This is a genomic window from Campylobacter sp. RM12637 (assembly GCF_020137645.1).
Taxonomy (GTDB): domain Bacteria; phylum Campylobacterota; class Campylobacteria; order Campylobacterales; family Campylobacteraceae; genus Campylobacter_E.
Window position 1 is genome coordinate 1 of sequence record NZ_JACGAV010000003.1, and the last position, 13,356, is coordinate 13,356.

The following is a 13,356-nucleotide window of genomic DNA, read 5'->3' on the forward strand; positions in this document are numbered from 1 at the left end:
GAAAATATTTTTTAAAAAAATTGAAAAAAATGAAAATTATTTGGAAAAGTAGGGAAAGTTGGGAGAATTTAAAAACATTAAAAACTAAAATTAGTGAAGATAGTTTGTAGTTTTGGTGGTTATGTAGTGAGAGTTAGGTTTGAGAAGTTTGAAATTTAGTAAGAAAATAAATAATAATTTTGAATAATATAAAAAACATTACTTGAATTATTTGTATAAAATATTTTAGATAGGTTAATTTTATATGTTTAGCATAACTTAATGGCATTATATATTTTATAAGATTATTAAGTTATATAGCTAAATTATAATAAAATATCTAAGTTTTAAAATAGGAATTTATATTTAGATTTTATTCCAAATATAAATTATCTTTAGTTTTTTTAGCAGGTTCAATATTTTTTGAATTAGGTAATTCTAAATTATCTTTGCCTTTTATATAAGCTATAATATTATCAATATCCTTATTTGACAATTTATTTGCATATCTTTGCATAACAAATCTTGTTTTGCCTCCAAAATCTTTATCGTTTTTGTAAGATTTTAACATTGATTTTAAAGTAGATGCTGAATGAGTGTTTAAGGATTTAAATGTAGTGCTTGATTTATCTCCTAAATCTCCATGACAAGAATTACATTTATGAATATTTATAAAAAGTTCTTTACCTAAATTAATATCTAAATTATCACTAAAAGTATAATTTAATAAATCATCTGTAGTCACTGCATTTATAGAATTTATAATACATAAAAATAATAAAATTTTTTTCATTCTAAGTCTTTAAAAAGCTAGGCTTAAAGCCTAGCAATTAATTAAAATGTATATTTAGCTTGGAATCTGATTAAACTTTCTTTTTTCTTATCAGACTTATCAAGACTTAATTTGTTATCTTTAGTAATACTTACTTCAGTAGCATCTTTAGTTTCTGCGTAAGCATAGAATGCTGAGAAGTTTAGTTTGTCGCTGTATTTGTAAGATAGTTGTGGCTTAACTTCAAATAATTTTTCTTTATTGTTAACAATTTTATTTGTTCCGCTAATAATATCAACACCAAATCTTACATCTTCAAATGTATAGCCAATTGTTCCGAATACGAAATCTTTTTTACCAAAACCACCTTGGTAGTCTTTCATTACGATTTCGCCGTAGTTGATTAATTGACCTTCATCTTCTACAGTATTAAGAGTTAATTTATCTTTTTTACCATAACCAGCATAACCTACATTGAAGTCTAAGCCGAATGCGTCAAAGCCAGCTTCTGCTGCATAGAAGTTACCATTAGCTGCTACTTCACCTTTTCTATCTTTTTTAAGGCTGTTGCCTGCGTATTGAGCATGTACATTATATGCAAAGTCATCTTTGTCACCTAGAGCAACATTGAAATCTACTGCATAGAATGTGCCCCAACTAGCCATATTTGAAACCCATAGTTGAGCTGCTACTGGGTCAAAATTAGCAATAGCTGCTATACCATAAAGGTTCTTACTTGTAGCATATTTATTACCTGCTTCATCTGTAACAAATAAAACGCTACTTAAATCTCCATCATTGTTATAGTTATCAAAAGCATAAGCTGCTAAAGTTACATTTTCAATACTGTTATTTACTATTTTTAACCCTGTTCCTAGTAAATCATCAGTCCAAATTGAGCCAATTTCCATTCTACCGAATATGAATGAAGTATCATAATTTGTATAAGTTAAATAAGCATCTCTTACATTGAAAGTTTTTTTATCATTTAAATATGCTGAATCACCAAAAGAACCATCAGTGTTTGAATATTGGAATAATGCTGTAGCTTTGAAATTATCAGCGATATCAGCACCAAATTTTAATTGAACTTTATATAAATGTCCGTTATCTTCTGATCTATCTATTTTCGTAGTAACTGAATTGTTTTTTATTTTTTCAGAATTTGTATCGTATCTGTATCTTAACATTCCTGATAGGTCTACATTTTGAATAGCTTCATCTAAAGCAACTGCGTTCGCGAATGAGAACGAACCTGCAGCAACAACTGCTGCTAAACTTAATTTAACTAATTTCATTTTTTCTCCTTTTTTTGTAAAAATGTAAGGGAATAGTAGCATAAATTTTGAAAATTAAGCTTAAAGTTATATAAATTTTTAAAAAAATGTAATTTGAATTATTCTTAAAAAAGGAAAACCCCTTGATTTCTCAAGGGGTTTAAGTCTCTCAAGGAGTAAAAAACTAGTCTAAGTTGCGATGATTTTAAAGAAGCTAGGTTAATACTTAGTAAAAGTATTTATAGTAAGATTATTTTTTTAAACAAAACGAAAGAGCTATAATGAAAATTAAAGAATATTTACAAAAACATATAGATAAAATATATAAAAGTTATTGCAAAAAATCAGTATTTACTAACTATAAAATAATAGGAGTTAGAAACAATAAGCTTAAAAGGTATGCAAAAACTATAATTAAAAAGTATGATTTAAATGATTATTTATTAAATACTAATTTTAAAAGTTTTGATGAAATGCAACTTTACATACACGTATTAAATGAGTTAGATGATTATGATTTAGTAGTTAAGAATTTAAAAATAATATTAAAAATCATAGATAATTGGTGTAGTTGCGATACTATAAGACCTAAGTGCTTTGATAATAATCTTGATAAGGTAGAGCAAATCATATGCGAATGGATTGAATCTAGCGCAATATATGAAAAAAGATTTGGGATTTTATGTTTTATAAGATATTTTAGCAGTGATACCACAAAATTAGAAAAAATATTTAATATAAAAAGTCAAGAATATTATGTAAATATGGCTAGAGCTTGGTATTTTACAGAACTTTTAAGTAATAATTTTGATGAAACTTTTAATTTTTTAAAAATTAAAAAATTAGATAATGAAACTTTATCAATGATGTTTCAAAAGATAAGTTATAGTGCAAAAATATCAGCAGAGAATAAGATTTTATTAAAAGATTTAAGAAAGTAATATGTTTTAAATAAGTAAAAATTAAATATGATTTCTACTTATTTAAAATTCTTTAACTTAGCTACTAAAATATCGCAAAATTCATCAAAACTAGCTCTATAATCTTTTAAATCCCCTAATTGCTTACCCCACATACATTCAGGATAAAATCCATCATCACTAAATCTAGCCATTATATGCCAATGGGCTTTAGGCAAGTAGTTAGCAAATGAAGCGTGATTAATCTTAGTTGGCTTATAAAAACTAATCATTTCTTTTTCTATAAGCATAGCAATTTTAAAAATTTTTAGGCTTGTTTCTTCATCATTACTAAGTTCTTTGTATTCGTCTTTTGCATGGATTTCTAGCCACGGGATAGAACTCTCGTGGCGTTTAATATAGCAAAAACTATTTTCATAAATCATACTTCAAAATCCCAAAAAAAACTAATCCATTCTTTAGCTTCTTTTACACAAAATTCAGGTTTTATAATAGCGCTTGGCTTATAAAAAATAACAGCAAGTTTAACTTCTAAATGTGGGTAAATTTCTAATATTTTTTTACGAATTGCATCAAGACTTTCACCACTATCTACGATATCATCAATGATTAAAACTTTTTTAGCTTTACTTAAATCAGGAATATTAGTAATTTCAATAGTATCTAATTTTTTTTGCCCATCATAATGAATACTATTTAATACAAAAGCATTTCTGCTTTTAAGTGCAGTTGATAATGCGTGAGTAAGTGTAAGACCACCACGAGCAACACCTACAAAAGCGTCTGGGTTGAACTCATCTTGAATGCGTTTTGCAAACGGCTCAAAGTCATTTTTAAATTCATCGTAAGTATATTTATACATAGTTTTACCTTTTAATTAAATTTCATAAATTGTAGCAAGAACACTGCCATACAAATAATAGAGATAACGATTATACCACTACTTAGCTTATTAAATTCTTTTCTTAATAATCTAACTAATACATAAGAAATAAATCCAAAAGCAATACCTGTAGTAATTGAGTAAGTAAATGGCATCATAATTACCGTAAAAAATGTAGCAACACTATTTGCAGGGTCTTTAAAATCAATATTGCTAACTTCCATAAACATTAAAATTCCAACCATTATCAAGATAGGATAAATAGCATTAACAGGAATTGCTTGGAAAAATGGTAAAAAGAATATGCAAAGACAAAACATTCCCGCTAAAAATATATTGCTAAGTCCTGTTCTAGCACCACTTTCTATACCAGCACTACTTTCTACAAATGCAGTTGCAGTTGATGTGCCAATAACTGCTCCGATACAAGTTCCTGCCGCATCAGCTATCATAGTTTTACCTAATTTTTTATCTCCACTATCATCAAGAGTTCCGTCTGATTTTGTTTTATTTTTAAATATTCCGCCCCTAATTCCAGCACCAGTAATCGTGCCTATACTATCAAATAATTGAGTTACAAAAAGTGTCATTACTGCAGGTAATACCGATAAACTTAAAGCACTCATAATATCAAGTTTTGCAAAAATACTCATAAGCCCATCTTTTTCACTAAAATTTGGAATTGCCACAAATTCACTTGGTAATTTTGCTCCACCTATTCCAAAAGTCCAAGCGATAATACTACCTATTAAAACCGCTAAAATAAAACCTGCTTTAATCTTCCAAGCCCAAAAACAAACAATTAAAAATAATACAAATAAACAAAATAACACATTCGGGTCTGCAAAATTACCTATTTTTAAAAGAGTTACAGGATCAGCCGTAACAATATGAGCCTGATTCATCCCCATAAACGCTAGAAAGCACCCAATACCAGCACTTATAGCACGGCGAAAATCTTCAGGAATACTTTTTAAAATAAAAATACGAAAATTTGTAAAAGAAAGAACTAAAAATATAAAACCACTTATAAAAACAGCACCTAAAGCAGTTTCAACAGGAATTCCTTGACCTTTGCACATTGAAAATGTAAAAAATACATTAAGTCCCATACCTGTACTCATTGCTATTGGAGAATTTGCAAAAAGTCCTGTAAATGCAGTTGCTATTATAGTTACTAAAGCAGTTGCTAGCATTAAAGCTTCTACACTAAGCCCTGTATTGCTTACTATAAAAGCATTAGTTGGAATAATATAAAGCATTGATAAAAATGTTGCTAAAGCACCATTAAACTCATTTTTAACACTTGTATTGTTTTCTTTTAACTTAAAAAAGTCCATTTTTTTCCCTTATAAAAAAATATTTAGCGTAAAGCACCTAAGATTAAACACAATAAGATTAAAAATTCTAGCTCATAGCAGTATCCTTTTGTTTGTAGTAAGAAATTATTAGATTAAAATGTTTGAAAGTATATTTTTTGCAATCATATATTAATTGCATAATGAGTTTGAATGATGTTTTTAAAATGGAGCTAAAAACATATAAAGAATTCAATCAATATTCCTTAATCTCATTGTATAAACTATCTCTTTCTATTGGAATTAAATTTGATGTTTTGATATTGTCTATGAAGTCTTGTAGCGTAATGCCATTCGCACTTTTTGCACCACCTGCACTTTGGATATTTTCTTTTTCTATTGTTCCATCAAGGTCATTTGCTCCGTATTCTTGAGCCACCATTGCTAGGTTTAATCCTAAAGTCGCCCAATAAGCTTTAATATGAGAAATATTGTCTAAAACAAGCCTTGCTATTGCAATAGTTTTTAGAATTTCTATACTTCCAAGCGGTTTTAAATCCTTTAAAAACGAATTGTCTTTTTGCCATACTAACGGAATAAAAGCATTAAAACCTTTGCTAATATCTTGTTGTTTTCTTAGTCTTAGCATATGGTCAATTCTGTTCCCACGACTTTCAATGTGTCCAAAAAGCATAGTTGCATTACTTTGTTTTCCTTTTTGATGCCATAGCCCATGAATCTTAAGCCAATTATCAGAACTAACTTTGCTAGCACAAAGCTCATTTCTAACTTTTTCATCAAAAATTTCAGCACCGCCACCCGGCATAGAATCAACTCCATATTCAAGCATTTTGTCAATTACTGCAGAATAATCTCCATCAAAAAAACTCTTTGCAATAAAATTAATTTCAGCAGCTGTCATTGCTTTAATATGTAAATGTGGGTATTTATCTTTAATTTTTCTAAAAATCTCAAAATACCATTCCCAACCACCTTTTTTATTGTGAGCTGAAACAATGTGTATTTCTTTTGTCCCACGAGTAACGGTATCATCAACTATTTTTAAGATTTCTTCGTGTGTTAGATGATATGGATTTGGATTGTGCCTATGAGCTGAAAATGCACAAAAAGCACAAGTATCAACGCACATATTTGTAGGATTTATGTGACGATTACAATTAAAATAAACTTTTTTTCCGTGAAGTTTTAATCTCTTTTTATTAGCGTAAAACCCTAAGACTTGCAAATCTAAATCGTATAACTTATAACAATCTTCTTCGCTTAATCTTTTACCTTCGTCTAACGCTTCTAAAATATCCATTTACCATCCTTAAAAAAGAAAAGTGATTATATTTATCTTTGTTTAACAACTTACTATAAATTAGCGTAATTTTTATTATTAAAGGATTAAAAATGTGCGGAATTGTTGGGTATTTAGGACAATTAGAAAAAAAAGAAATTATATTAAAAGGATTAAAAGAGCTTGAATATCGTGGATATGATAGTGCTGGTATGGCTGTGTTAAAAAATAATGAATTAAGCTTTTTTAAAAAGGCGGGAAAATTAGAGAACCTAGCAAATTTTATGAAAAATTTAAACTTTAATGATGAAGGTGTAGCTATAGGTCATACTCGCTGGGCAACTCACGGAAAACCTGATGATACAAATTCTCATCCACATTACGGCGAATATTCTTGCGTAATACATAATGGAATTATAGAAAATTATAAAGAAATAAAAGAAGAACTAAAAACCACACATTTTAATTCGCAAACAGATACAGAAGTAATTGTTCATTTATTTGAAAAATACGCAAATACTTTAAGCCCTGAAAAAGCTTTTAGTGAAGTTATTAAAAAAATTGATGGAGCTTATGCAATATTATTAATCACAAAAAAAGCTCCAAATACTATATTTTTTGCTAAGAAAAACGCACCACTAATAATAGGAAAAGGCTCAAATAATAGTGAGTTTTATATGGCATCTTGTGATGCTCCATTGGTTGGAATTTGCAAACAAGTTGCTTATTTAAACGATGGAGATTTTGGCTTTTTAGATAAAAATGGAATTCATTTATTAAATGGTGTTGTTGAGTTTAAAGAATTAAATTGTGATAAAGAAAGTGCTTTAAAAGATGGATTTGATACTTTTATGGAAAAAGAAATCTACGAGCAAAGCCAAATCGTTCAAAATATATTAATAGGAAGAATTATTAATGATAAAGTATGTTTTGATGAGCTAAAGAATTTAAATCAAGACTTTAGTAAAATCATAATTTGTGCTTGTGGCACTAGCTATCACGCAGCGTTGGCAGCTAGTTATATCTATGAAAGAAGTGCTAATATTGAATGCCGTGTAGAAATAGCAAGTGAGTTTAGATATAAAAATGGCTTTTTAGATAAAAATGCTTTATTCGTTTGTATATCTCAAAGCGGCGAGACAGCTGATACTCTTGAAGCTTTAAAAATAGCAAAAAATGCTGGGCTTAAAACTTTAGCATTATGCAATGTTGATAATTCAAGCATAGCAAGAGAAGCTGATTATTGTATTTTAATTCGTGCAGGGATTGAAAAAAGTGTAGCAAGCACTAAAGCATTTTGCGCTCAAATGCTAAATCTATGGCTACTAGCATTGTATTTAAATAAAAATCCTAATTTAGATATTAAAAAAGAATTACTTGCTATTAAGGATTTATCTAATGTATTAAAAGTAAATAAAAATACTCACGATAAACTAAAACGCCTAAGCAAGCGATACTTACACGGACACGGATTTTTCTTTATAGGTAGAGATTTATTTTATCCTTTAGCACTTGAAGCGGCATTAAAATTAAAAGAAATAAGCTATATGCACGCAGAAGGCTATGCAGCAGGAGAGATGAAGCATGGTCCTATCGCACTTGCTGATAGCGAATTATTTACAATTGCATTTATGCCAAAAAATATTTTATATGATAAAACTCGCTCAAATGTCTTAGAATTAAGCGCAAGAGATGCAAATATTTTAGCAATTTCTCCTATTGAGTTTAGCGAGGCTGATGATTTTATAAAAACAAGCGAACAAGAACATTATCTAAGCGAGTTTTTTGAAATGATGGTAATTATGCAATTATTTGCACTAGAAATTACAAATCGTGTTGGTGCAAATGTAGATATGCCAAGAAATCTAGCAAAAAGCGTAACGGTTGAATAAAGAATTTAAATTAGGATAATTTCCTAATTTAAATTCCATAATTTTTATTCATTTATAGCATTTAAGTGCTGTTCTATTTCATCAAGGCTATTTGTATGAAAATTTCTTAATTTTATATTTGAATAAAGTAAGCCATTGGTTTTGATTTTTAAAAATCTCTTTTTTCTTTTATAGCTTTTAATATCGCTTAGTTTTATGTATTTTGTAAAAAATATAAATCTAACTCCAATTCTATCTTTATACAAAATCACTTTAATTATAGGCATATCATAAATATAAATCACAAGCAAAATTGAGAAAAATATGCCTAAATAAACAAAACCTGCTTTAAAAGCTCCTTGTGTTATTGCAATAATCAAATAAATAAATACAAAATACAAAACACTGCTAAAATCTAATTTAGATTTAATTATTTTCGCATCCATAATTTACTCATTAATTGATAAAATCTCGGCTCTTCCATTTACAATAGCTACGCAGTGTTCATAATGAGCAGTATTTAACCCATCTGCTGAAGCAGTTTCCCACATACCTTTTAGATTTTTAGGTCTTCCATCTTTTTGACAAATCATAGGCTCTATACAAAATACCATTCCATTTTTAATCTTTGGACCATTTTTAATACTATCATTTGGGTGTAGATAGTTTGGTATTTCAGGCTCTGCGTGTGGTTTTCTACCAATGCCGTGTCCGCAAAATCCTTCTAGTGGAACAAAACCACGAGAGCGAATAAAGTCTTCTAAAATCTTGCTAAGCTCTTTAAATCTCATACCATCTTTAATATGACTTATTGCATTTAACAAACAATCCTTGCTACAAGCAATTAATTCTTCATCTTTTTTAGAGATTTTGCCAACACCATAAGTCCTAGCAGCGTCGCCATAATATCCATCTATGAAAGTTCCAACATCACAGCTTACAATATCGCCTTCTTTTAAAACTCTATCATCAGGAATTCCATGAATGCAAGTTTCATTAAGACTAACACAAATTGCACCCGGAAAACCATAAAGCCCTTTAAAAGCTGGTTTTGCACCAAGACTTAAGATATAATCTTCTGCAGCTTTATCTAATTCTTTTAAAGAAATTCCTGGTTTTATTAAAGTTTCAAGATAATCTAGCGTTTTTGCAACCATTTTATTAGCTACTCTTAATTTTTCTATTTCTGCTGGTTTTTTAATTTCTATCATATTCATCCTTTCTTACTTTATATCCCAAAAATACAAGCACTAAGGCTATTATAAATTGAGAGATATTATCTTTATTAAAACCCACATAGTCTAACATTGAAGCATTAATTATAATTATACCAATGGCTGAATAAAGAAATATTTTAGTTAAAAGCCCAGTATTAGCCATTCTTGTGCAAGGACATTTTCTACTAAGTCTTTCTATTTTTTCATTTTTTGGTGATGCTTTTTGAAAAAACCAAGCCATCAAACCAAAAAATACTAAAATTAATTCTATTATTAACATTGCTTAATGTATCTTATCCAAGAATCAAAATGTGGTTTTTCTAAACTAACTTTTGTTTGATTTCCATGACCTGGTAGTAAATAAAAATCATCTTTTAAATTCTTTGCTTTTTCAAGACTATTTACCATATCATCAGCATTTGAGAACTCAAAATCCCATCTGCCTATACTTCTTTCAAATAAAAAATCCCCACTAAAATAAACATCATCAAATTCAATCATAGAACAACCTGGAGTATGACCTGCAAAATGATGAAAAGTAAATTTTAAACCATTAAATACTAATTCTTCTTTGTCTTCAACGGCTATTGCTATATCATCACTTGGCAAAAAACCATAAAAAGGATTTTTTAACATAAATATATCATCTTTTGGGGTGTATAAAAGAGCGTTAAATTCTTGTGCTACTAATTTATTGTCCCATATGTGGTCGTGGTGTCCATGAGTATTTAAAATTGCTAGAACTTTGCTTGAGTTTTCTTTAATAAAACTTAAAGCACCTTTGCCTGGGTCTATTACAATATCTCCTAATTCGTGCTTTACAATATAACAATTTGTAGCGTAATCTCCACAAGGTCTTACTAAAATCTCATACATTTTTAATCCTTTCATAAAAATCTTTTAATATCTTAGTATCTTTACTAGCTCTAAAATCAATTATAATTTCTGATTTAAAATCTTTATTAAAAAATTCATCTTGCATAGTTTGTGCTAAAATTTTTGCTGGGTCAATCAATGTGGCTTTAGGAAAATAAGTTTTAAATTCTTGCTCTAAAAATGGATAATGAGTACAAGCATAAAGAATGTAATCATAATTATTTTTATTAAAATAATTTGCAAAATCTTCACTCGCTTTAGAATAATCCATACTCTCAACAATAGGAACAAAAGAAATAGGACTTATAAAGTCAGCTTTTATATTATATTTTTTACAAGCGTTTTGATAAAGCCCTGAGCTAAGAGTTGCTTTTGTAGCTACTACTAAAGAATTTTGATTATTAGCAATTTGACTAAGCCCTAAAATACCATAATCACTTATAGGAAGAACTTTAATAGCTACATTTAGCTCGCTTAAAATTGAGCTAACTGTGTTACAAGCTAAAATAATCAAATCTACATTTAAACTTGTTAAATAATCAATTGCATTTTGACCGATTTTTAAAATTTCTTCTTTGCTTTTAGTTCCAAATGGGACATTTTTATTATCAGCATAATAAATTATTTCTTTTGCTACACGGCTTTTTACTAATAATTTTAAAGTTCCAAGCCCACCTACACCACTATCAAAAATTGCTATTTTATTTAGCATTTATATACCTTCTTGCATCTAAATATCTTGTATTCCAATATCTTACATTAAGGCTTTGAATTCTTGTTCCACCTTTTGAAGATAAATGTATAAAATTGTTATTTTCAAGATAAATTCCAACATGTAAGCCAAAAGGTCCATCTGTTCTAAAGAACACTAAGTCTCCTGCTTTAAGCTTAGATTTTGAAACTTTTTTGCCACCTAATCTTTGTTCTTTTGTGCTTCTACTTAGATTAAATCCATATACTTGTTTATAAATCTCTTGAGTAAAAAAAGAACAATCCGCACCTTTATTTTTATTAGTGCCGCCAAGTCTATAAGGAGTATATCTCCACTCACTTGAAGAATTTAAAATACGCTCTACAATTTTATTTGTTTGTTGTACTTTTTCTATATCCAATTTAGTATCAAAAATAGCATTAGGAGTAAACATTTGTGCTGGATAATTAGAATAAACATCATCAATTAATACTACACCATTGATTTTATTTTGATAGTTTTCATAGTTATTGTTGGCTATATTTTGTGAACAAGCCACAAAAAATATAGCCAAAATAATCGGCAAAAATATTTGCCTATTTATAATCATAAGCCTACTGCACTTAAGGTTTGATATTTATTCACATACATTTGAGCTTCAATTTTTCTCATTGTATCAAGCGCTACTTGAACAACAATTAAAACTGATGTTCCACCAAAATAAAATGGAACTCCCATAAATTTAGCTAAAAGCCAAGGAAGCGTAGCGATAATTGCTAAATATATTGAGCCACTTAATGTCAAGCGACTTGCAATTTCATTTAAATATAAAGCTGTTCCTTCTCCTGGACGAATACCTGGAATAAAACCACCTTGTTTTTTTAGGTTTTCTGAAATATCTTTTGCATTAAATGCAATTGATGCGTAAAAATATGCAAAAAAGATTACAAAAAAGAATGTAAAAATATGAAATACATAACCATTTGGATTGAAAATATCATTAATTTTCATAATGTATTCATTTGTACTTGATTGTAAAACAGTAGCAGGAAATGTCAAAATTGCACTAGCAAAAATTGGAGGAATTACACCACTTAAATTTAATTTAATAGGAATATAATTCATAATTCTTTTATTTTGATTTTGCATTAAAACTTTTCTACTATAAGAAATTGGAATTCTTCTTTCTCCCAATTCTACATAAATAATAGCACCAATAGCTGCAATAATAACTAAGGCAATACCAATTACTACTAAGAAATTTAATTCACCAGTATTTACAAGGTTAATTGTGCTAGAAATCGCACTAGGAATTCCCGAAACGATACCAGCAAAAATAATTAATGAAATACCATTGCCAATACCTCTTTGAGTAATTTGCTCGCCTAACCACATAAGCAACATAGTTCCAGCTAACATACTAGCAGCGCTTAAAGCTATAAATGTATTAAAATCAATCATAATAGCAGCTTCACCTGTTCTTGAGTGTAAGCTTTGAAGCCCTACTGAAACTCCAACACTTTGAATTAAAGTAATTACAATAGTTGCTACACGAATAATTTGCATATATTTAACCATTCCATCGCGTTCTTTTTTCATACGACCGATATTTGGAAATGTTGCTGCAAGTAATTCCATAATAATTGATGAAGTAATATAAGGCATTATACCTAAAGATATGATTGATAAACGCTCAGCAGCTTTTCCACTAAACATATTAAACATACCTAAAGCATTATTTGTGTTTGATTCAAAAAATTCTTTAATTACATCTACATTTACGCCAGGAACTGGCACGTAAGCCAGTATCCTGTAAGCAAATAAAAGCGCCAATGTTATAAAAATTTTATTGGCAAGATTTTTATTCATTATTTACTTCCGCTAGTTTTAATGTTTTCGTCTTTGATTTTTGCTACTAATGAACTAGCACTTGCGCCAATTAATTTTATTTTCTTAACGCTTGAAGAAAATTTATGAACACTTTTTAAGCTTTCAAAAGTAATTTCTTTTAATTCTTTAATAGCTGTAACTTTTTCAACATTAATTACATAAGGTTTTTCAAACTTAGAAGTAAAACCAACTTTAGGTAATCTTCTTTGAAGTGGTTGCTGACCACCTTCAAAACCTCTTTTTTCATTATAACCTTTTCTAGCTGTTTGACCCTTACCACCTTTTGTAGCAGTTTTTCCCCAGCCAGAACCTTGACCACGGCCTATTCTTTTTGTTTTATGAGTAGAGCCTGCTGCTTTTTGTAAATTTTCAAGTCCCATTT

16 protein-coding genes are annotated in these 13,356 nt (G+C 28.8%); 2 read left to right on the forward strand and 14 right to left on the reverse strand.

Annotated elements, in window-relative coordinates; all coding sequences use genetic code 11:
• Nucleotides 1-352: 352 nt before the first annotated feature.
• The gene (locus AVBRAN12637_RS02090; protein WP_214116020.1) at nucleotides 353-772 is read right to left on the reverse strand and encodes a c-type cytochrome; all 420 of its coding nucleotides are present in this window, start codon (nucleotides 770-772) and stop codon (nucleotides 353-355) included.
• A 41-nt stretch (nucleotides 773-813) separates the two neighbouring features.
• Nucleotides 814-2,049, reverse strand: a complete 1,236-nt coding sequence (locus AVBRAN12637_RS02095) for a major outer membrane protein (protein WP_336615035.1) — start codon at nucleotides 2,047-2,049, stop codon at nucleotides 814-816.
• Nucleotides 2,050-2,309: 260 nt separating this feature from the next.
• Here AVBRAN12637_RS02095 and AVBRAN12637_RS02100 point away from each other — a divergent pair, with 260 nt between their 5' ends.
• The gene (locus AVBRAN12637_RS02100) at nucleotides 2,310-2,969 is read left to right on the forward strand and encodes a DNA alkylation repair protein (protein ID WP_336615036.1); all 660 of its coding nucleotides are present in this window, start codon (nucleotides 2,310-2,312) and stop codon (nucleotides 2,967-2,969) included.
• 38 nt (nucleotides 2,970-3,007) lie between these two features.
• On the opposite strand, the gene AVBRAN12637_RS02105 is transcribed toward AVBRAN12637_RS02100, so the two are convergent.
• From AVBRAN12637_RS02105 to mqnE, 4 genes are all read right to left on the reverse strand, one after another.
• Nucleotides 3,008-3,373, reverse strand: a complete 366-nt coding sequence (locus tag AVBRAN12637_RS02105) for an HIT family protein (protein ID WP_336607263.1) — start codon at nucleotides 3,371-3,373, stop codon at nucleotides 3,008-3,010.
• Entirely contained in the window at nucleotides 3,370-3,810 is a 441-nt protein-coding gene (locus tag AVBRAN12637_RS02110; RefSeq protein ID WP_214116028.1) for a phosphoribosyltransferase, read from the reverse strand. Before AVBRAN12637_RS02110 ends, AVBRAN12637_RS02105 begins: the two co-directional genes overlap by 4 nt.
• Before the next feature lie 11 nt (nucleotides 3,811-3,821).
• On the reverse strand, nucleotides 3,822-5,171 hold the full coding sequence (locus tag AVBRAN12637_RS02115) for an NCS2 family permease (RefSeq protein ID WP_214116030.1): 1,350 nt from the start codon (nucleotides 5,169-5,171) through the stop codon (nucleotides 3,822-3,824).
• Between the two features lie 214 nt (nucleotides 5,172-5,385).
• On the reverse strand, nucleotides 5,386-6,450 hold the full coding sequence (gene mqnE / locus AVBRAN12637_RS02120; RefSeq protein WP_336615235.1) for an aminofutalosine synthase MqnE: 1,065 nt from the start codon (nucleotides 6,448-6,450) through the stop codon (nucleotides 5,386-5,388).
• 92 nt (nucleotides 6,451-6,542) lie between these two features.
• Here mqnE and glmS point away from each other — a divergent pair, with 92 nt between their 5' ends.
• Nucleotides 6,543-8,321 carry a glutamine--fructose-6-phosphate transaminase (isomerizing) gene (gene glmS, locus AVBRAN12637_RS02125; RefSeq protein ID WP_336615236.1) on the forward strand — a complete coding sequence of 593 codons (1,779 nt, stop codon included), beginning with the start codon at nucleotides 6,543-6,545 and terminating at the stop codon, nucleotides 8,319-8,321.
• Nucleotides 8,322-8,365: 44 nt separating this feature from the next.
• On the opposite strand, the gene AVBRAN12637_RS02130 is transcribed toward glmS, so the two are convergent.
• The 8 genes from AVBRAN12637_RS02130 to rplO are packed head-to-tail and all read right to left on the reverse strand — an operon-like array spanning nucleotide 8,366 to nucleotide 13,354.
• Nucleotides 8,366-8,746, reverse strand: a complete 381-nt coding sequence (locus AVBRAN12637_RS02130; protein ID WP_336609285.1) for a hypothetical protein — start codon at nucleotides 8,744-8,746, stop codon at nucleotides 8,366-8,368.
• Between the two features lie 3 nt (nucleotides 8,747-8,749).
• Nucleotides 8,750-9,511, reverse strand: a complete 762-nt coding sequence (gene map, locus AVBRAN12637_RS02135) for a type I methionyl aminopeptidase (RefSeq protein WP_214120232.1) — start codon at nucleotides 9,509-9,511, stop codon at nucleotides 8,750-8,752.
• Nucleotides 9,498-9,797, reverse strand: a complete 300-nt coding sequence (locus AVBRAN12637_RS02140; protein WP_214120231.1) for a hypothetical protein — start codon at nucleotides 9,795-9,797, stop codon at nucleotides 9,498-9,500. Before AVBRAN12637_RS02140 ends, map begins: the two co-directional genes overlap by 14 nt.
• Nucleotides 9,791-10,393 carry an MBL fold metallo-hydrolase gene (locus AVBRAN12637_RS02145; RefSeq protein WP_336615237.1) on the reverse strand — a complete coding sequence of 201 codons (603 nt, stop codon included), beginning with the start codon at nucleotides 10,391-10,393 and terminating at the stop codon, nucleotides 9,791-9,793. The genes AVBRAN12637_RS02140 and AVBRAN12637_RS02145 overlap by 7 nt, the downstream gene beginning before the upstream one ends.
• Nucleotides 10,386-11,105, reverse strand: a complete 720-nt coding sequence (locus AVBRAN12637_RS02150) for a glutamate racemase (RefSeq protein ID WP_239803237.1) — start codon at nucleotides 11,103-11,105, stop codon at nucleotides 10,386-10,388. Before AVBRAN12637_RS02150 ends, AVBRAN12637_RS02145 begins: the two co-directional genes overlap by 8 nt.
• A complete protein-coding gene (locus AVBRAN12637_RS02155) occupies nucleotides 11,095-11,694 on the reverse strand; it encodes an NlpC/P60 family protein (protein ID WP_214150166.1) in 600 nt (199 codons plus the stop codon). The genes AVBRAN12637_RS02150 and AVBRAN12637_RS02155 overlap by 11 nt, the downstream gene beginning before the upstream one ends.
• Nucleotides 11,691-12,953 (reverse strand): preprotein translocase subunit SecY, encoded by a 1,263-nt coding sequence (gene secY, locus AVBRAN12637_RS02160; protein WP_214116056.1) that lies wholly within the window; start codon nucleotides 12,951-12,953, stop codon nucleotides 11,691-11,693. Before secY ends, AVBRAN12637_RS02155 begins: the two co-directional genes overlap by 4 nt.
• The gene (rplO, locus tag AVBRAN12637_RS02165) at nucleotides 12,953-13,354 is read right to left on the reverse strand and encodes a 50S ribosomal protein L15 (protein WP_214116065.1); all 402 of its coding nucleotides are present in this window, start codon (nucleotides 13,352-13,354) and stop codon (nucleotides 12,953-12,955) included. Before rplO ends, secY begins: the two co-directional genes overlap by 1 nt.
• Nucleotides 13,355-13,356 lie beyond the last annotated feature (2 nt).